This is a genomic window from Bifidobacterium gallicum DSM 20093 = LMG 11596, assembly GCF_000741205.1.
GTDB lineage: Bacteria > Actinomycetota > Actinomycetes > Actinomycetales > Bifidobacteriaceae > Bifidobacterium > Bifidobacterium gallicum.
Genome location: NZ_JGYW01000005.1, coordinates 283,448 through 302,260 on the forward strand (window position 1 = coordinate 283,448; position 18,813 = coordinate 302,260).

Consider the following 18,813-nt stretch of genomic DNA (forward strand, 5'->3'; position numbering starts at 1 on the left):
CGCTACACTGGTGCTCGCATTATCCCCCAGTCGCTAAGGATGACATCGACCAGTGAACACGTTCCATAGCACCAGAAGCGTTACCGATTCACTCACCGCCAAGCAGGCCATTCGCAAGGGCATCGCCGATGACGGCGGCTTGTTCGTCACCGACGCGCTGGGCCAAGCCAAAGTCGACGTCGCGTCGCTCGCCGGCAAAAGCTACCAGCAAATCGCCTATGAAGTCCTAAGCCTGCTGCTCGACGACTTCGACGAGCAGGAACTGCGCGCCTGCATTGACGGCGCCTACGGCAAGCAGTGGTCCGATGAACGCATCACACCACTCAAGCAAGTTGGCGACGACTACATTCTCGAACTATTCAACGGCCCCACCTGCGCGTTCAAGGACGTCGCCCTGCAGATCCTGCCGCGCTTCATGGCCTGCACCTCCCCCACCACGGGCGACGGTGAGAAAATCATGATTGTCACGGCCACGTCCGGAGACACGGGCAAGGCTGCGCTCGCCGGATTCGCCGACGTGCCCGGTACCGGTATCACCGTGTTCTATCCGCAAGGCAAGGTTAGCCGTGTGCAGGAGCTGCAGATGACCACGCAGCAGGGTGCGAACGTGCACGTGAGCGCTGTGGAAGGCAACTTTGACGACGCGCAGTCGCAGGTCAAGCGCATTTTTGGCGACACGCAGTTCGCTGAACAGCTCAAATCGGACGAGCATGTGGTGCTTTCGTCCGCCAACTCAATCAACGTGGGTCGTCTCGTGCCGCAGGTCGTCTACTATTTCGCCGCGTATGCCCAGCTGCTCGAAAGCCAGGCGATCAATGTGGGCGACGAAGTCGAATTCATTGTGCCCACGGGCAACTTCGGCAACATTCTGGCCGGCTACTATGCCAAGCGCATGGGCCTGCCCGTGCGCGACCTCGTGGTGGCGTCCGACAAGAACAATGTGCTGTTCGACTTCCTCGTGTCGGGCACGTACAACAAGCAGCGCCCGTTCTTTGAGACGATTTCGCCGTCCATGGACATTCTCGTGTCGTCGAATTTGGAACGCATGCTCTATTATTTGGCGGAAAACGACCCGAATCTCGTGGCCGACGTCATGAACGACCTCAACGAATGGGGCGCCTACCAGGTTCCCGAACAGTTGCTCGCACGCATCCGTCACGTGTTCAACACGGGTTGGGCTGATGAAGACCAGGTGCGTGAGATGATTGGCCAGTGCTGGAACGACCATCATTACGTCATCGATCCGCATACGGCTTGCGGGTACTACGTGATGCAGCAAATGCCACGCGACACGCAGGTTCCGCGCGTACTGTTGGCGACGGCCAGCCCGTACAAGTTCCCGCGTGTTGTCAACGAGTCGTTGGGCTTGGATGCCACGGGCACTGATTTTGAGTGCATGGATGAACTTTCCCGCGCCACCGGCACCACGATTCCGGCCATGCTGCGCAATTTGGAAACGGCTGATGTGCGTTTCCGTGACGTCGTGCCCGTGGACGGCATGCAGCGGTTCGTTGCCGAATCGGCCGCCGAACTCTAAAGTTCCGTTAACCCCGGCTCTGTTCTACTGATGCCCGTCCGGTTCCTGTACGGACGGGCATCATTGTGTTTGGCCATCTTTATTTCCGCCAACCCCGCGTGGCGATTCCACCCCGCAATTCCCCGCGTCACAACACGCGCGGCGCTTGCGTGAAATCATGAATCGTGCCAGTGGCTTCCCGCTGAATCTGATCCCACAGCATCGCCGACGACGGATCATACACGCCATACGTGGTCATGCCTGCGCGGTTCGCCGATTTGATGGCCGGCAAAATGTCTTCAAACACGGTGCAATGGTCAGCTGGCACACTAACCAGCTTGGCAGCTCGCAAATAAATATCAGGTTCACTTTTGCCATGAGCCACTGTCTCCACACCGACCACAGCATCAAACAGGTTCCACAACCCTACATGTTCCAACGCGGGCTGGCGCAACGCTGGCGACAATGTGGTGGCCACGGCCAGTTTGGCCCCTGTGCGTTTGAGCTGCATCAAATACTCGCGAGCGCCATGCTTCGTGCCCACCTCATGCGCGTACTGGTAGGCAGCCAGCTCATCCCATTCGGCCATGAGCGCTTCCGGCGTGTCATCCAAATGGAAACGCTCAATCGTGTACGCCGCAACTTCATGAAATTGCAGCGCGGCGATAGTCTGCATGTAGTCGTCGGGCACAGCGAATCCCCGTTTGGCTAGAAAGATTTCGTCGACTTGTTTCCATACGCCAAGCGAGTCGAGCAATGTGCCGTCCAAATCGAAGATTGCGGCTTTGCCAGCGTTGACTTGTGCGACTGGTGTGTCCATCACGATTTCCTCCCTGAGTGTGACACCTCTGCATAGTGGCGTGTTTGTGCTTGACCATACGGGGCTGCGAACCTGATCACAACACGCATTCAGCCAACAGTTCTTGCGCGTGGGCATGTGATGTCTTGGTGCTGGAGCCAGACAGCATGCGGGCGATTTCCTTCAGACGTTCGTTGCCCTCAACTTGACGCACGGTGGTTTCGATGCCGCCAGGACCATCACCTTTGGTCACAACAAATTGTTTGGATGCCCAAGCTGCCACTTGCGGCAAATGCGTGACCACAATGACTTGTGCGCTGCGTGCCAGGATTGCCAGACGGCGTCCCAGTTCCATGGCGGCTTTGCCGCCGACACCCGCGTCCACTTCGTCAAAAATGAACGTCATGGCCGGCTCCCCCTTGGCATGCTGCTGCATGTGGGTGCTGGCCGATGTCAGTTCCATGGCGAGCATCAGACGGCTCAGCTCACCGCCGGATGCACTTTTGCCCATGGGCAATGGTGGTGAATCGGGGAACGGCCGAAACAGGAACTCCACATCGTCCAATCCGTTGGCATCAAGTGTGGCGCGTTCACGCACTTGCACATCCAATTCGGCTCCCGGCATGGCCAACGAGTCCAGTTCTTTGGTCACATTGACTGATAGCGCTTGCGCGGCGTTGACTCGCGTGTCATGCAATGCCCTGGCGGCTGTCATCGCGTGTTTCAACGCCTTATCGCGTTGTTTTTCCAATTCGGCCTGTTTTTCCGGTGAGGCATCCATGTCTTCCAAATCCAGCATGGCCTGGTCACGCCATGCGATGACGTCGTCGAGGGTGGGACCCCAGCGTTGTACGAGTTCGTTGAGTTCATGGATACGCGCATTCAATTCGTCAAGATCTGCTGCGTCATGTTCATCAGGTAGCTGTTGGGCCAGCGTGAAGCGGATATCGTCAAGTTCGGCGACGGTGGAGTTGAGACGGTTAGCCAGTTCGTCAAACACGCCGCCCACATGGATGTTGCGCAATGCTGCAGCGGCATGGCCCAACATGTTGATCGTGCCTTCCACCCCTTCTTCGGGCGCCCCGTCCAATGCGGCCATCGCCATCGATACACCATGTTCAATTTGGGCGGCGTTTTCAATACGTGAACGGTGCGCTTTAAGCTCGTTCAACTGTCCTGGTTGCGGGTCGGCCTGGTTGATGCGAGCAATTGATTCACGCAAATAATCGGCGCGCTGAATCATGTCGGCTTCCTGGGTGCGCAACCGTTCAAGCCGTTGTACGGCGGCATGGTAGGCGCGCCACGCCTGCTCATAGGCGATGCGCTGCTCGGTATTGTTGGCGAAGTCATCCAAAAACTCACGTTGCCGGGCCGGGGATGCGATACGCAACTGGTCGGCTTGGCCATGCACGGTGATCAGGTCCTCGCTGATACGCGCCAACACGGTTCTGGGCACTGTCTTACCGTTGAGCACGGCACGTGAACGCCCTTGGGCCGGCACAGTACGTGATAAATACAGTTCGCCATCATCATCCTCAACACCGGCTTCCTTGGCCGCTTGCCATGCGGCTGCACCGTCATTGGCCACGAAAATGCCTTGTGCCCATGCTCGGATGGACCCCGGATGCACACGTGACGAGTCAGCTTGACCGCCACAAATGAGTTTGACTGCGTTGAGCAGCATCGATTTGCCCGCACCAGTCTCACCCGTAATCGCCGTCATACCGGCCGAGGGTTGGATCGTGGCATGGGGAATCGGCCCCAAGTCAGTCAATTCAAGTTCTTCAAGCATGCAAGTCCTTTACGTGCAGCGCATTCGTTCACGGCATCCATGACGTATGCGGCATGCCATTTAGTCGAGCTGCACGTCGTCATAGTCTACCAGTCCGTGCAAGGTGGTGCCGTGTTCCACCCCTTCAGCATTGCGGTGATGGTCACGATCGCGTTCCTGTCGGGACGGCTGATGGTGGCCATGGTCGATTTGCGCTTGTTCACGCCAACCGATAACAGGCAAATCGAACTTCGTCACCAATCGCGTTGTGAACGGCACTTGTGACAACGAAACAAGTTTGAGTCGGGCTGAGGATTGACGCACGTCAATACGCGTGCCCTTGGGCAGTTGGCGTCGGCGGCGTCCATCACAGCAAATCCAACCGTCGGACGAGGAATCCTCGGAAATATAGAACGACAATGTGGAATCCGAACCGATCACAATCGGCCGCGCAAACAGTGCATGCGCAGCCAACGGCACCATGAGCAGCGCTTCCACATCCGGCCATATGATCGGTCCTCCGGCCGAGAACGCATAGGCTGTCGATCCCGTGGGCGTCGACACGATCACGCCATCGCAGCCGAACGAACTCATTTCCACACCATCCACGGCAATCGACAATTCCACCATTTTGCCGCGATCCGACCGTTCAATCGTGATATCGTTCAACGCCCAGTCCACCAACGGGGTGTCATGGCCTGGCAACCACACGTCTACATGCGCCACCAACCGTTCTTCCACCATGTAATCGCGTGCAGTGATGCGGTCGATCGCATCATCAAGCTGGAAGCTTTCAAATTCGGCCAAAAAGCCCACATGACCAAGGTTGATACCGAGGATTGGCGCATCCGTGCAATGTGTCAGTTCCGTAGCGCGCAGAATCGTGCCATCGCCGCCAAGCACGACGACGATTTCCGTGTTCGGGTCGACTTTTTGGGTGATACCGCCAAAATCAGGGGCTTCAAAATTGTCGATGACCTGCACGTCGAAGCCTTTGGATCGCAATCGCTTCACGGTTTCCTGCACAATAGTTCCCTGTTCGCGAAGCTTGGGATGAGTGACGACGACCGCCAACCGCGACTGTGCCATGCATGCTCCTTGACTGACCGAATCCGTGGATGTTCGCTGCCCATGCTAGCGCCTGTCCTGTTCATCGGTAAAGAACAGTCACCGTTTGATGGGCGCCGTTTTGGCTTACCTGCCCCTACAATGGGGTGAGTCCATGCCCGTTGATGCTGTGAACACAAGCGAAGGAGAAGCATTCCATATGGCACGCAATCCCTTCGATGAACCTTCCAAACGTCGCCGTCATGACGGATACGCCTGGTGGTTTTCCACCGACATGTTCCGCACCGACAACACTGACGAACGCACTGCACGCAAACGCAGCATCGGGTATCGGATGAGCCAGCATCCCGGCCAGTTGACGATTATCTACTTCCTGGTACTCGTAGCTTTCGTGACCGCGTTGTTGCTCACTCCGATTGCCACGCAAGACCATACGACCACACCATTTTCCACCGCGTTCTTCACGGCTGTTTCCGCGTTGTCAACCTGTGGCATCTCGATTGTCAACACCACGCAGCATTGGTCGATTTTCGGCCAAGTGGTGCTCATCTTCGCCGTACAGTTAGGTGGCTTGGGTGTCATGACGTTCGCCTCGCTGATCGCCTTGGCGATCAACCGGCATTTGAAAGCCACGCAGCGGCTGCTGACCGCCAATGAGCTCGGCACAAACAAACTCAATGAAGTGCGCAGCGTCCTGGCTGTCGTGTTGACGATCACGTTCTCCATTGAGGCGATCACGTTCATTTCTTTGTTTCCAGGCTTGTCACGCGTCAACAAGGGTGACGTGGGCAAGTCGCTTTGGGAATCATTGTTCTTCGCTGTCATGGCATACAACAATGCGGGATTCACGCCTGATGGCGCCGGATTGTACGTGGGCCGTTGGGAAGTGGGCATGCCGATCATGCTCAGCGCATTCTGCGGTACGTTGGGCTTCCCCGTCATCCTTAACCTTTGGCGTACGGCGCGAGCACACAAAGGTCCACGCCATCTGAATTTGCATACCAAAGTCACGTTGCTGACCACGTTCATCATTGTGTTGATTTCGTTATGCTGGTTTTTGGTCGTCGAATGGAACAACCAGGCGCTGTTCCATGACGCGAACATTGAAGAGCGCATGCGTCGCGGCGTCGTGGCCGCTGTCATGCCGCGCAGCTCAGGATTCGACCTGTCGTGGGTGCCGAAAGTCAGTGAACCGACCAAAGTGTTCATGAGCCTGGTCATGTTCATTGGTGGCGGCTCCACCTCAACTGCCGGTGGCATTCGAGTCACCACGTTGGCCGTCATCTTCCTCGTATGCAAAACGGCGTTCTCCGGGCATACCGATGTCAACGTGTTCCATCGGCGCATCCACACGCGCGTCATCATGACGGCCGTGTCCATCACCACCAGCTGTCTGGCGCTCGTATTCATCGCCTCCATCGCGCTGATGATGATTGAAAACGCCTCATTCAGCCACGCCCTGTTCGACGCCTGCTCCGCATTCGGTTTGGGCGGCTATTCCGTTGGCGTGGCCAACGCCGACTATCCGGCTTCGCTCTACGTGTTGGCGTTCACGATGCTAATCGGCCGTCTGGGACCCATGACGATCGCCTACGCGGTGGGACGGCCCAATGTGGTCGAAGCCGTGCATTATCCGACCGACCAGATTGTGGTGGGCTGATGGTCAGTATTGCCGATGTGGTGAATCGTATCACCCATTTCAAAGACACGAAGAAACCTGTGAACCATAAGGAGAAAAGGACCACCATGGCAGATACACGCAGTGTGCTCGTTGTAGGGTTGGGTCGATTCGGCAGCGCCGTCGCCACCACGTTGGATGCCATGGGTCAGGACGTGTTGGCCGTGGATCGTGACGCGTCACTCGTCAACCGTTGGAGTTCCCAAATCCCGACCGTCCAAGCCGACACGACCGACGTGTTGGCGTTGGAACAACTCAACGCCTCCGATTTTGACACGGCTGTCGTTGCCATTGGCGACAGTGTGGAAGCTTCGGTCATCACAGCAGGCAACCTGCTGGACGCTGGAATCTCGGACATTTGGGCCAAAAGCGTGTCCAAAGAGCATGCGCGCATCCTGCAGCGCATTGGCGCACGTCACATCATCAACGCGGAAACCGATGCAGGCAACCGTGTAGGCCACTTGGTGTCGGGCAATTACATGGATTACATCGAACTGGAAGGCGCCTACAACGTCGTCAAAATCCATACACCCATCTGGGCGATTGGCACCACCATCCACGACGCACGAGTCAACGAACGTTTCGGCATAACGATCATTGGTGTCAAATCACCAGGTCACGAGTTCGCGTACGGTTCCAACGACTTGGAAATGCATCGCAATGACGAACTGATCATCTTAGGCAAGCAGGACCAGATCGATCATTTCATTCGCGGCTGACCGGCATCACGCTTGCCGAAAACACAGGCCCCCTGTGGCAAGCGTGCCAATCATCCTGGTCATGGCGTAACCATCATGCGGTGTGCCCATCCCCTGCGCGCCCCTCCCTTGAACAGCGCGCATAGAGCAAATATTCGGCATTGCCATGCATGCCTTCAATCGGCGAATCCGCAGTGGCCACCACCTGCAACCCGTGTTCTTGTGCACATGCGGCAACACGGTCCAACGCTTCCTGACGCAACACCTCATCGGTGACAATGCCATGACGGTCCAAACCGCCACGGCCGACTTCAAACTGCGGTTTGACGAGTACCACCACAGGCGCGCCGGCAGCGGCGATGCGCGCAATCACAGGAATAACATAGGTCAATGAAATAAACGAGACATCGGAAACGATCATTTCCGGGCGGAACGGCAAATCCTCAACCGTAACGTCACGCACATTCGTGCCGCTCATCTCGATGACACGCGGATCGGACGCGATACGCGGCGCCAACTGGCCGTGCCCCACGTCCAATGCGATGACCTGCCGCGCTCCCCTGCGCAACAATACCTCGGTAAAACCGCCCGTGGACGCGCCAATATCAAGACAACACAAACCAGCAGGCTCCGGCAGCGCAGGATCGCAAGAGCTGAACACGTCGAACGCGCCCACGAGTTTGAGCGCGCCACGCGACACATAATCATCGCCCTTGTCCACGCGAATATCAGCCGCGCCGTCCACTTTCGACGACGATTTTGACACGCACTTGCCGTCAACAAACACGCGCCCCTCATCAATCAGCCGTTGCGCACGCGAACGCGACTGCACAAGCCCACGCCGCACCAGCGCCTGGTCCAGACGAAGCTGGTGGCCTGATCCTTGCGAGGCACGGCCACCAGCCTGCCCGGAACCAATGTCGGCAGGCTGGCGGCCAACGCCCATGCTCATGCGTCGAACTCCATATCGGGCAACGTCAACGCCTGCACATCCAAACCATGATCAGCAGCCTGCCAAGCCACCATGCAAGCCGCACGCAACGCGTCAACGCTCGACAGTGACGACACATGCAGCGCGCCATCAGAGATCCACGCGCGTTCCTCACGGCAGGTGAACGAACCGTCAGGCTGCGCCTGCACAGCGGGAGCCGGCTCGTTCAACCCGCGCAAATCCAACGACACATACGTTGGACGCAAATACGCAGGCGCCGTGAGCAACTGCCGATGGTCGGTCACGCCAGTCAACACGCACAGCGAATCATATCCGCCACGGTTACCGGCCTCAATATCGGTGTCAAGACGGTCGCCAATGGCCAACGAATCAGCCACCGACACCATGGCCTCACCATCATGGGCAGCCAACTCGCGCGCCTCATCATACATGGCCGATTCCGGCTTGCCAGCCGAGCCCAGCGGCTCGACGTGCGTGGCATTGATCACAGCCTGAATCATCGACCCGCATCCCGGAGCAATACCAGCCTCACGCGGAATCGTCAAATCACGGTTCGTCACGTAATAGGCCGCACCCTGCTCCACAGCGAACGAAATCTGCGCCATCATCGACCATGTCATGTCAGGGAACCAACCCTGGATCGCCGCGACAGGATGGGCATCAGCCGAATCCACGACCTCAAGTCCCATACGCGCGACTTCCTGGCGCAAATGTTCGGCACCAAGCACGAACACACGCGAACCGGCCGGCACATGCTTGGCCACCATGCGGGCCGCAACCACGGAAGACGTGATCACCTGCCAAGGTTCTACGTCAAGGCCGAACCCCTTGAGCTGCTCAGCCACGGTGGCTTGCATGCGCGAGGAGTTGTTCGTCGTGTATTCAATCGTCATGCCGCGCGATTGCGCGTCGCGGATGCCGTCTGCCGCGTACTCGATCGGATCGGCGCCACGGTAGACGACACCATCGAGATCAAGCAGCGCCAGACGATAGCATGTACTCAGCGGCTGGTTCGTTGATTTGAGCACGGCTGCGCATCACTCCATTTCGCTCTTGATCTGTTCCTCCACGTCACCGACGCGCGTCAGATCGTCATCAACATCGTCAAGATCGGGATCGCCCATCGTGCCGTCTTCATCAGCTTCTTCGTTGCGTTCCATTTCCAACGCCGGTTCGACGTCGAGTTCAGCGCCAGCACGCTGTTCCTCTTCATCGTCACGCGTTTCGTCATCCATGTTCACACCCGAATCAGCGCCGTCATACGGTGCGTATTGGGCATCGTCGAGCGTCACGCCAAGCTTGGCTTGCAGATCTTCAGGCAGGTCTTCCACATCGTAGTCGACGACGTAATCGTCGCTGTTCTCGTCAAGTTCCACGTCAGCATACCTTTCCTCAAAACGGTCGATAACCTCGTCCAACGCCACGGCTTCATCGCTGCGTCCGGACTCGTCGAGGAAGTACTGTTCCGCTTGCAACGCACGCATGCGGTACTCTCCCGGCAGACCCTTGGAATGCGCCAGTTTGGCCACAATTTCAATGGCTTGGTTCCACATCTCCAAATCCGCCAACGCACCGGCATAAACGAGGAACATTTCGACTTTCGCCTCGCCTGTCAGCTGCTTGGCTTCATCAGAGGTGGCCACTTCAATGGCCTTCTTCGGCTCGCCCAGACCGCGTTCACAGTCGGCAATGAACGGTAGGTAATCAAGATACCCGTTCATCCTCTTTGCCGTCTTGAATTCGCGCAACGCGAGTTTGTAATCACCCTGACGGTAGGCCACGAACGCCAACACTTCACGAGCGAAATCCACGCGGGAGGCTTGCTTGGCCACCCACTTGGCATGGTCGAGTGCCCCTTGCGGATCGGATTCTTCAAGCGTGTACGCCGCGAGAATGTGCAGGCCGATGTTGTCGGCGTGTTCTTTTGACAGGCCGCGCAAACGGTCACGCTCTTCACGCGAGAGCATCGACCACTCGAGTCCCTTCGGCATCTTCGGTTCGCCTGGGCGGCGTGCCGTGTATGGGTTCTGCGACGGGAAGCTTACGGTACCGTCCGAATTGCGGCGCGACTTGGACATGTAGTCCTGGCGCTTTTGTTCACGATACTGCGCTTTTTCTTCCGCACTGAACTCACGGCGCTCATCATGGCGGCCATGGTCCTGTGCGTAACGCTTGTTTCCCGTACGCGGTTTGCTGCGGTCAAAGTTGCGTTCACCACTACCGCCACGCTGGCCACGATGATCATTATTGCCGTGGCGGCGATCATCGCGTTCAAACCTGCGGTTGCCGCCTTCGTCGCTATGATGCATGCGACGATCATCGCTGTCGCGACGCTCAAAACGGCGCTGGTCACGGCGCTCGAAACCGCCATTGCCATGGCCATTGCCGCCACGGCCACCATGGCCATTGTTGGAACGGAACGAACCGTTACCGCCACGATTGTCCGAGCGGAACGGACGGCCTTCCTCTTCATTGGCGTCGTCACGGCGCTCATGACGCTGGCCATTGCCCTTGCGGAACGGACGGTTTCCGGAATGACCGTTGCCACCACGGCTGTTGAACCCGCCCCGGCCACCAGAGCGGAACCCGCCATGTCCGTTGCCGCGGCCAGCGTTGCCACGTCCTTTGCCGTTGCCACCTGAACGATGATTGTTGTTGCCATATGAGCGGCCATTGCCGTTACCGCGTGAACCGCGCTGCTCTGCCATGGGTGTTTCTTGATCCTTTATCTCGTGCGGGCCAATCCCCGCGCAACCACACTACGGAATTCGGGCAACCCTGACGAATTGCCCGAATTACCACAAACTCAAGTCAATATGCGCTCACCAGCAGTGCCGTACTGGTGCCGTGAATTCCAGTATGACACCGCAACCCTACAGATTGCGGTGCGTTGTGCCGGCCGGTGAAGCGTGTTTTTAGCGTCGTTCAGTGACGTTCCACCGCGCCGACGGCCTTCTTGCCGCGACGGATTAATGCGAAACGGCCATGCAGGAAGTCCTCGCCGTTCAGTGTGGCTTCCTCATCTTCCACGCGCACGTTGTTCAGATACAGGCCGCCGCTGCGAATCGTTTTGCGCGCTTCCGACATCGACTTGACCAGTCCCGCCTTGACGGCCGCTTCGATGATGCGGTCACCCTCGGCTACAGGAGCGAAGGCTTTGGTGCCGTCTTCCATATCGATCTTGACGCCTTCAAGTGCGGCTTCCAACGTCTGCTCATCGATGCTCGTCACATCGCCACCACGGCCAAACAGTGCCGTCGAAGCCTCGATGGCATGTTTGGTCGCTTCGTCGCCGTGCACGAGGCTCGTCACTTCCCACGCCAGCACGCGCTGTGCCTCGCGAGCCCCAGGATTCGTCTCGGATTCGTTGACCAGACGCTCAATCTCATCCTTGGGCAGGAACGTGAACGCCTTCAGCAGACTTTCCATCTCCGCGTCGGGACGGTTGAACCAGAACTGGTAGAACTTGTAGACGCTCAGCATGTCGGCATCAAGCCAGATGGCGTTGCCTTCGGACTTGCCGAACTTTTTACCTTGCGCATCGGTGATAATTGGTGTGGTCATCACATTGACGTCAACGCCACGCACCTTATGAATCAGGTCGAGACCGCTCGTCAGATTGCCCCACTGGTCGGAGCCACCCGTTTCGAGTGTGCAATCGTATTCGTCGTACAGATGCAAGTAATCATTGCCTTGCAACACCTGGTAGCTGAACTCGGTGAAGCTGATGCCATCTTCGGAATCCAAACGGCGCGCCACCGTGTCCTTGGCCAACATCGTGCCCAAACGGAAGTTCTTGCCAACATCACGCAAAAAGTCAATGACGTTCATGTTGGCCGTCCAATCGTAGTTGGACACGAACCGTGTGGCATTGGGACCATCCACCACGAGGATGCCGCCAATCTGGCGCTTCAACCGTTCAGCCCATTGCGCCACAATCGACTTGGCATTGAGCGTGCGCTCCCCCGATTGACGCGGATCGCCAATCAGACCCGTGGCGCCGCCGACGAGCGCGATAGGATGATGGCCGGCTTCCTGCAGATGACGCATCAGGATCAGCTGGACCAGGTTGCCAATGTGCAATGATGCGGCCGTAGGGTCAAAACCGCAATAATAAGTGATGGGTTCCCCGTTCAACGCTGCGGCGAGTCGGTCACGGTCCGTGGACTGATTGACCAACCCTCGCCATTCCAGTTCATCAAGCACCGAATCGAATCCGGCTTGTTTGAAATCAATGACGTGAGCCATGCAGGGCCACCCCTTTTCAGGTATATAAATCGTTATGTTGCTTGCAACAGCGCCGGTGGTATGATCCAGCGCCGCAGGCCGATATGCGACACATCTTCAATGCTTCCCTATCGGCGGCATCATGTGGCTTCATGTGAGTCCACACAACGTGTTTCATCCTCTCAAACGCGCTTGACAGGGCGGCTTGTGCGATAGCATACGGTCTCCACGGTGGCGCTGATTTTGTCGGCGAGTGTGACCAGCCAGCCTTCCCAATGTTTGGGTGGAATCGGCGTCAACGGAAACATGTGGCGATGAATACTGTTGCGTTCCACCACGTTGAGGTTGAAATCACGATGCCCGTTGAGCATGGCTGTGCGCCCATGCCGGAACCCGTGCCAGCGATGCGAACCATCATCATGATGATGCCAGTCATAGAGAAAATAGTCATGCAACAATGCGGCGCGCACGAGTGAACTCAAATCCACGCGATACCACAAATGCAGACGATCAGCCATTTTGACAGCTAGGCACGCCACTTTGAACGAATGCTCGTAGGTGCTGACCAGACCATGTTGCATGGCAGCTTTGGAAATCTCCATATTCTCGTGCGCAAGAATGTCCGCGCCATAATGGCGCACGATGCGTTCAATCTGCTGATTGCTCAGATATGCCATACACGCGCCCCATTTCTTGCATACGCCGACCATGCGCTTGATGCGGTTGCGAAGCCCAGTGTAGTACAGCCAACAAGCAGGACCCGCACCATTTCGCGGGTGCGGGTCCTGACATCATCAATCAGCGCAAAGAGTGGCTTGGTTACGCTTTGGGCGCATGGAATGCGGGACCGCTGCACTGGGAGTGTGCAAAGCCGCGCAGCTGCTCCGTATCCACGTGGGCTTGACCGATTTGTTCGCGCACGCGCAACGGCGAGGTTCCGCCCTTGCCATTGCGGGCAGCCACCGATCCGGCCGTGGACAGCACATCACGCACCTGCACGGCGATATCCGCGGGCAGGAAGTCGGCGAACACGCCAATGTAATCGTCATCGGTCAAATCCCACAGCTCCTGGCCGCGACCTTCGGCGATCTTGACGCAAGCGCCCGAAAGCTCATGGGCGTGGCGGAACGGCACACCGTTGCGCACTAGCCATTCGGCAATATCGGTGGCCAAAGCGAAGCCGGTAGGCGCTTGTTCTTCCAGGCGTTCATGGTCGAACTGCATCGTGCGCACCATGCCGGTGAACGCAGGCAGCACAACTTCGAGCGTGTCGACCTGGTCGAACACGGCTTCCTTGTCTTCCTGCAAATCACGCGCATAAGCGGTAGGCAATCCCTTGAGTGTGGCCATCAGGCCAGTCAGATCACCAATCAGACGCCCAGCCTTGCCGCGCGCAAGTTCGGCAATGTCTGGATTTTTCTTCTGCGGCATGATTGACGAACCCGTCGAATAGGAATCATGCAGCGTGACGAACGCAAACTCCTGCGTGTTCCAGATGATGATTTCCTCGCTCAAGCGCGACAGGTCCACACCAATCATCGCGTTGATGAACGCGAATTCGGCTACCAAGTCACGGGCGGCTGTGCCGTCGATTGAATTCGACGTGACGGTGGAGAAGCCCAATTCACGCGCGACCATTGTCGGATCAAGGCCCAGCGTGTTGCCGGCCAAGGCGCCCGAACCATATGGGCTGGCATCACAACGCGCATCCCAGTCACGCAACCGCGACACATCGCGCAGCAGCGGCCACACATGGGCCATCAGCTGGTGGGCCAGAAGCACAGGCTGCGCATGCTGCATATGCGTACGGCCCGGCATCACGGTCTTGCCTGCGGCATTGGCCTGGGCCATGAGCGCGTCACACAAGTCCAGCACGTCGGATGCGATAACGCGCGCTTTGCGGCGCATCCACATGCGGATCAATGTGGCAATCTGGTCGTTACGCGAGCGTCCCGCACGCAGTTTGCCGCCCAGTTCGTCGCCCGTAATGGCCAACAAGCCGCGTTCCAATGCCGTGGCTTCGTCTTCATCGTCTTCAATCGGAGCGAACTCGCCGGAATCCACTTGGCGTTGCAGTTCGTCGAGTGCTGCTTCCATGCGAGCCAATTCATCCTGGGTCAGCAGGCCGGCATGGCCCAAAGCGCGCGCATGTGCACGGGAGCCCGCAATATCGTCATCAGCTAGACGCCAGTCAAACTGTGTTGACTTGCTCAGACGCGCCAATTCAGGCGAAGGCCCCGAAGAGAACCGTCCTCCCCACAGTGCCAGATGCTCCTCTTGCTGTTCGTTCTGTTCGGCCATTACGCCGCTCCTCCTTCATGTCCACCATGCCAAACCGATGGTCTTTAGTAAGCCTAACAGCCCACCACGCTTTCACCCCACATAACCCACATGCTGAATAGGGTCGCATACTTGCTTGCTCACAAGAACATCATTGTTAGCTCGTCAACAACTTGTCACAAATAACTTTCCCCACAATTATCGCATTGAAACAATACATATCCCCCATAGTAATTATGCATACCGCTTCCCCAGTCAACATGAAGCCAAAACAGCCGGTATCAAATACATGAATTATAACAAATACCTCCATAATGCGACCAACATCATTCTATATTCACAATTCAATCTTTACTATGTATTTATAATCTAAAGAGAAGGGCAATGAAGCAATCAACAGATGTTTTACTCATACTGACAATTGAATCAACATTGATTCTCCTGACGTGTTGACATGCTTTGCCGCCAACAATTTCGATATCCTCGCCCAAACCACCACCCCTTGCAAACCGTTGGGGTGACTGCCCACATAATACAGCAGATACGAATCAGGGGAAGCAATCGAACGAAACCGGATTGCTTCCCCTGATCGTTATTGATGTTCAGACAATCGCCAGGATCACTCGACCGTGTTGTCTGGAACTTCGATGCCGTTGCCGAACTTGACGTCGCGGGCGGCGGCAACCTTGCTGGGCAGGCCGTAGATCTCGATGAAACCGTTCGAGGCGTTCTGATCGAACGCATCACCCGAATCGTAGGTGGCCAGATTATAGTCGTAGAGCGAGGAATCCGAACGACGACCCACCACAACAGCACGGCCACCGTGCAGGATCATGCGGATTTCACCCGACACATACTGTTGCGTATCGTTGATGAACGCATTGAGCGACTTGACAGCCGGCGAGAACCACTGCGCATCGTAGACGAGTTCGGCCCAACGCTTGTCGATGTCACGCTTGATGCGGTGCTGCTCACGTTCGAGGCAGCAGTTCTCGAGTTCCTTATGCGCCGTAATCAACGCGATGGCACCTGGCGCTTCATAGAGTTCGCGTGACTTGATGCCGACGAGACGGTCCTCGATCAGGTCCACACGGCCGATGCCCTGGGCGCCGGCGCGACGGTTCATTTCCTCGATGGCCTGCAACGGCGTCACGTCACGGCCGTCAATCTTGACGGGCACACCTTGCTTGAACTCGATGATGACTTCATCTTCAACAGGCGGGAAATCGGGATCGTCGGTGTAGGAATAGCAATCCTTGGTCGGCGCGTTCCACGGATCCTCAAGGAAGCCTGTCTCAATGGCACGGCCCCACACGTTTTGGTCAATGGAGAACGGCGACTTCTCGGTCTGCACAATCGGCAACTCATGCTCGTTGGCGTAAGCGATTTCCACGTCCCGCGTCAGCGACAGGTCACGGATCGGGCTGATCGCCTTGAGTTCAGGGTCGATCGACTGGATCGACACCTCGAAACGCACCTGGTCATTACCCTTGCCTGTACAGCCGTGAGCAATCGTGTCGGCACCGAACTGGTGTGCGGCGCGCACCAGATGCTTCGTGATCAGTGGACGCGAAATGGCGGACACGAGCGGATACACGTCCTCATACATGGCATTGGCCTTGAGGGCCATCATGCAGTATTCCTCGGCGAACTCGTCGCGGGCGTCCACAATGTACGATTCGACAGCGCCGCAAGCCAGTGCGCGCTCCTTGATTGTCTCCAGGCTTTCACCGCCCTGCCCGACGTCGAGCGAGACGGCCACAACGTCCTTGCCCGTGCGGTCCTTGAGATACGGAATGGCCACGGACGTGTCAAGACCGCCCGAATAGGCCAATACAATGCGATTCTTGTCTTGTGCAGTATCGCTCATGGGAAACCCTTTCTCCACTACAGTTGATGTCATTATATACAAACAACTGCATAATTATGCATTACATAAAGCTATGCGCTCACAGTGTGGACGTTACATCCACACATTGGTGCGTTTCGCTCTCATATGACCCTGCTTGCATGGCTGCCATGCGTTACCCGGCGTCGCAGCCACACCCGGCCCAGCCATATCCGGGACGCATCATGTCAGGCTCAGCAACCATTGCGCAATCGATTGCGCGCTGGCGGCATCCGTGCAAATCAGCAGAATCGTGTCATCACCGGCAATCGTGCCCAGCACGTCGTCAGACGAGTTGCGGTCAATGATGCTGCCCACATATTGTGCCGCTCCAGAATTCGTATGCACGACCACCTGATTGAACGCACGAGCCACCGAAGTCACCAGTCCCACAAGCACTTTGGCCATTTGCGCTTTGGCGCGGGCGTCATCATAGCCGTTCGGCATCGTCACATCGAAACCTGTCTCATTGATTGCATACGCCGTGGAACCATCGGGCATGCGCATTTTGACAGCGTTCATCTCGTCCAGGTCACGGCTCAGCGTGGCCTGGGTCACTTCGAATCCGTCAGCACGCAACAACTGCGCCAATTGGGCTTGTGACGTGACCACATGCGTGGTTAGCGCATGTTCAATGGCGCTCAACCGTGCCGTACGCGTGACGGGACGCCCCGAAGCTGTGGTCACATCGGGTTTGACTGGTGCAGGGCTTGCCTGCGCGTCTTGCGCATCAGACGTCGAGGCTTGTGCGCTCGGCATCTGCGAGCTCACATCCGGTGTTTCCTGCGATGATTCTGTTTCCTGTGATGATTCATGGACGGATGCCATCCGCGCCCCTTTCCATCAGGTGGCGTGGCGCCCCTTACAGGCTGCCACGCATTGCCACACGTCAGACCAGCAAGCTTTGCTCACCGCGCTGTTGACCAATCAGCCATGTGAGCAGCGCCTTCTGGGCATGCAACCGGTTTTCAGCCTCGTCCCACACCACTGACTGTGGTCCGTCAATCACCGCCGCCGTGACTTCCTTGCCGCGGTATGCCGGCAGACAGTGCTGGAACAACGCGTCGGGCTTGGCCAACGACATTAATTCCTCATTGACCTGATAAGGCCAGAACGGCTTGGAACGGATGGCGTACTCGCCTTCCTCACCCATCGATACCCACGTGTCAGTGAACACGCAATCGGCATCACGCACAGCTTCCTTGGCGTCGGTAGTCACGAGGATTGAGCCGCCATTGTCTGCAGCAAGACGTTCGGCATCCTCAACAATATCTTGACGCGGCAGGAATCCGTTGGGACCAGCCACACGCACATGCATGCCGGCGATGGCGCCAGCCAGCAAGTATGAATTCGCCATATTGTTCGCCGCATCGCCCAGATAAGCGATTGTCATGCCTTCCAGCGCATCCACGCCGCCCTTGTGCTGGGCAATCGTCAGGAAATCAGCAAGCACTTGGCACGGGTGGAAATCATCAGTCAACGCATTGACCACCGGCACGGTGGCGTATTTGGCCATCGTTTCCACGCGATCCTGACCAAACGTGCGCCACACAATCGCGCTCGTCATGCGTGTGAGCACACGGGCCGTGTCTTCCACGGGCTCACCGCGGCCCAGCTGCGAGCTGGACTTGTCAATGACGAGCGGATAACCGCCCAATTCAGCCACACCTACCGAAAAGCTCGAGCGCGTGCGTGTGCTGGGCTTGTCAAACAGCACGGCCACGCCCTGCGGCCCGGCGAATGGCATGTGATAGTGGCGATCTTCGCGGAACTTCATGCCCAGTTCCAAGATCTGCTTCTGCTCCTCATGGTTCACGTCATCGTCACGCAACATGTGGCGCAATGTTCCCGCCATGGCTTCTCCTCTCGGGTTATCAGATTATTGGCAACCTTAGGTTGCTTGGGTAACGTTCGTTCGTCATGCACGTGGTATGCG

Annotated in this window: 15 protein-coding genes; 3 read left to right on the forward strand and 12 right to left on the reverse strand. The window is 57.3% G+C overall.

Annotation, left to right across the window (positions count from 1 at the left end; all coding sequences use genetic code 11):
• The first annotated feature begins 52 nt into the window (after positions 1-52).
• Complete coding sequence (gene thrC, locus BGLCM_RS05740; protein WP_006294723.1) at positions 53-1,537, forward strand: threonine synthase; 1,485 nt, start codon at positions 53-55, stop codon at positions 1,535-1,537.
• Between the two features lie 127 nt (positions 1,538-1,664).
• On the opposite strand, the gene BGLCM_RS05745 is transcribed toward thrC, so the two are convergent.
• From BGLCM_RS05745 to BGLCM_RS05755, 3 genes are all read right to left on the reverse strand, one after another.
• The gene (locus tag BGLCM_RS05745; RefSeq protein ID WP_006294724.1) at positions 1,665-2,336 is read right to left on the reverse strand and encodes an HAD family hydrolase; all 672 of its coding nucleotides are present in this window, start codon (positions 2,334-2,336) and stop codon (positions 1,665-1,667) included.
• Positions 2,337-2,412: 76 nt separating this feature from the next.
• Positions 2,413-4,107: a DNA repair protein RecN gene (recN, locus tag BGLCM_RS05750; RefSeq protein ID WP_006294725.1), complete on the reverse strand. Its 1,695-nt coding sequence runs from the start codon at positions 4,105-4,107 to the stop codon at positions 2,413-2,415.
• 60 nt (positions 4,108-4,167) lie between these two features.
• On the reverse strand, positions 4,168-5,175 hold the full coding sequence (locus BGLCM_RS05755) for an NAD kinase (protein ID WP_006294726.1): 1,008 nt from the start codon (positions 5,173-5,175) through the stop codon (positions 4,168-4,170).
• Positions 5,176-5,353: 178 nt separating this feature from the next.
• Between BGLCM_RS05755 and BGLCM_RS05760 the strand changes: the two genes are divergently transcribed.
• Both BGLCM_RS05760 and BGLCM_RS05765 read left to right on the forward strand, forming a co-directional pair.
• Positions 5,354-6,814: a TrkH family potassium uptake protein gene (locus BGLCM_RS05760; RefSeq protein WP_044085126.1), complete on the forward strand. Its 1,461-nt coding sequence runs from the start codon at positions 5,354-5,356 to the stop codon at positions 6,812-6,814.
• An 86-nt stretch (positions 6,815-6,900) separates the two neighbouring features.
• Positions 6,901-7,551 carry a potassium channel family protein gene (locus tag BGLCM_RS05765; RefSeq protein ID WP_044085127.1) on the forward strand — a complete coding sequence of 217 codons (651 nt, stop codon included), beginning with the start codon at positions 6,901-6,903 and terminating at the stop codon, positions 7,549-7,551.
• A 73-nt stretch (positions 7,552-7,624) separates the two neighbouring features.
• Here the strand turns inward: BGLCM_RS05765 and BGLCM_RS05770 are convergent, their stop codons facing one another.
• From BGLCM_RS05770 to argF, 9 genes are all read right to left on the reverse strand, one after another.
• Entirely contained in the window at positions 7,625-8,482 is an 858-nt protein-coding gene (locus BGLCM_RS05770; protein WP_006294729.1) for a TlyA family RNA methyltransferase, read from the reverse strand.
• Positions 8,479-9,510 carry an HAD-IIA family hydrolase gene (locus BGLCM_RS05775; protein WP_006294730.1) on the reverse strand — a complete coding sequence of 344 codons (1,032 nt, stop codon included), beginning with the start codon at positions 9,508-9,510 and terminating at the stop codon, positions 8,479-8,481. Before BGLCM_RS05775 ends, BGLCM_RS05770 begins: the two co-directional genes overlap by 4 nt.
• Before the next feature lie 9 nt (positions 9,511-9,519).
• Positions 9,520-11,190 carry a hypothetical protein gene (locus BGLCM_RS05780; RefSeq protein ID WP_044085037.1) on the reverse strand — a complete coding sequence of 557 codons (1,671 nt, stop codon included), beginning with the start codon at positions 11,188-11,190 and terminating at the stop codon, positions 9,520-9,522.
• A gap of 217 nt (positions 11,191-11,407) precedes the next feature.
• On the reverse strand, positions 11,408-12,730 hold the full coding sequence (gene tyrS / locus BGLCM_RS05785; protein ID WP_006294734.1) for a tyrosine--tRNA ligase: 1,323 nt from the start codon (positions 12,728-12,730) through the stop codon (positions 11,408-11,410).
• Between the two features lie 161 nt (positions 12,731-12,891).
• Positions 12,892-13,386: an HD domain-containing protein gene (locus tag BGLCM_RS05790; RefSeq protein ID WP_044085038.1), complete on the reverse strand. Its 495-nt coding sequence runs from the start codon at positions 13,384-13,386 to the stop codon at positions 12,892-12,894.
• 142 nt (positions 13,387-13,528) lie between these two features.
• Positions 13,529-15,010 (reverse strand): argininosuccinate lyase, encoded by a 1,482-nt coding sequence (gene argH, locus BGLCM_RS05795; protein ID WP_006294736.1) that lies wholly within the window; start codon positions 15,008-15,010, stop codon positions 13,529-13,531.
• Between the two features lie 598 nt (positions 15,011-15,608).
• On the reverse strand, positions 15,609-16,859 hold the full coding sequence (locus BGLCM_RS05800; protein ID WP_044085039.1) for an argininosuccinate synthase: 1,251 nt from the start codon (positions 16,857-16,859) through the stop codon (positions 15,609-15,611).
• Positions 16,860-17,060: 201 nt separating this feature from the next.
• Positions 17,061-17,636 (reverse strand): arginine repressor, encoded by a 576-nt coding sequence (gene argR, locus BGLCM_RS05805; protein ID WP_006294739.1) that lies wholly within the window; start codon positions 17,634-17,636, stop codon positions 17,061-17,063.
• A gap of 130 nt (positions 17,637-17,766) precedes the next feature.
• A complete protein-coding gene (gene argF / locus BGLCM_RS05810; protein WP_006294740.1) occupies positions 17,767-18,732 on the reverse strand; it encodes an ornithine carbamoyltransferase in 966 nt (321 codons plus the stop codon).
• Positions 18,733-18,813: the final 81 nt, after the last annotated feature.

Coding starts and splice junctions, on each gene's coding strand:
- BGLCM_RS05745 (WP_006294724.1), bottom strand. CDS start 2,336: ATGGACACACCAGTCGCACAAGTCAACGCTGGCAAAGCCGCAATCTTC.
- recN (WP_006294725.1), bottom strand. CDS start 4,107: ATGCTTGAAGAACTTGAATTGACTGACTTGGGGCCGATTCCCCATGCC.
- BGLCM_RS05755 (WP_006294726.1), bottom strand. CDS start 5,175: ATGGCACAGTCGCGGTTGGCGGTCGTCGTCACTCATCCCAAGCTTCGC.
- BGLCM_RS05760 (WP_044085126.1), top strand. CDS start 5,354: ATGGCACGCAATCCCTTCGATGAACCTTCCAAACGTCGCCGTCATGAC.
- BGLCM_RS05765 (WP_044085127.1), top strand. CDS start 6,901: ATGGCAGATACACGCAGTGTGCTCGTTGTAGGGTTGGGTCGATTCGGC.
- BGLCM_RS05770 (WP_006294729.1), bottom strand. CDS start 8,482: ATGAGCATGGGCGTTGGCCGCCAGCCTGCCGACATTGGTTCCGGGCAG.
- BGLCM_RS05780 (WP_044085037.1), bottom strand. CDS start 11,190: ATGGCAGAGCAGCGCGGTTCACGCGGTAACGGCAATGGCCGCTCATAT.
- tyrS (WP_006294734.1), bottom strand. CDS start 12,730: ATGGCTCACGTCATTGATTTCAAACAAGCCGGATTCGATTCGGTGCTT.
- BGLCM_RS05790 (WP_044085038.1), bottom strand. CDS start 13,386: ATGGCATATCTGAGCAATCAGCAGATTGAACGCATCGTGCGCCATTAT.
- argH (WP_006294736.1), bottom strand. CDS start 15,010: ATGGCCGAACAGAACGAACAGCAAGAGGAGCATCTGGCACTGTGGGGA.
- BGLCM_RS05800 (WP_044085039.1), bottom strand. CDS start 16,859: ATGAGCGATACTGCACAAGACAAGAATCGCATTGTATTGGCCTATTCG.
- argR (WP_006294739.1), bottom strand. CDS start 17,636: ATGCCGAGCGCACAAGCCTCGACGTCTGATGCGCAAGACGCGCAGGCA.
- argF (WP_006294740.1), bottom strand. CDS start 18,732: ATGGCGGGAACATTGCGCCACATGTTGCGTGACGATGACGTGAACCAT.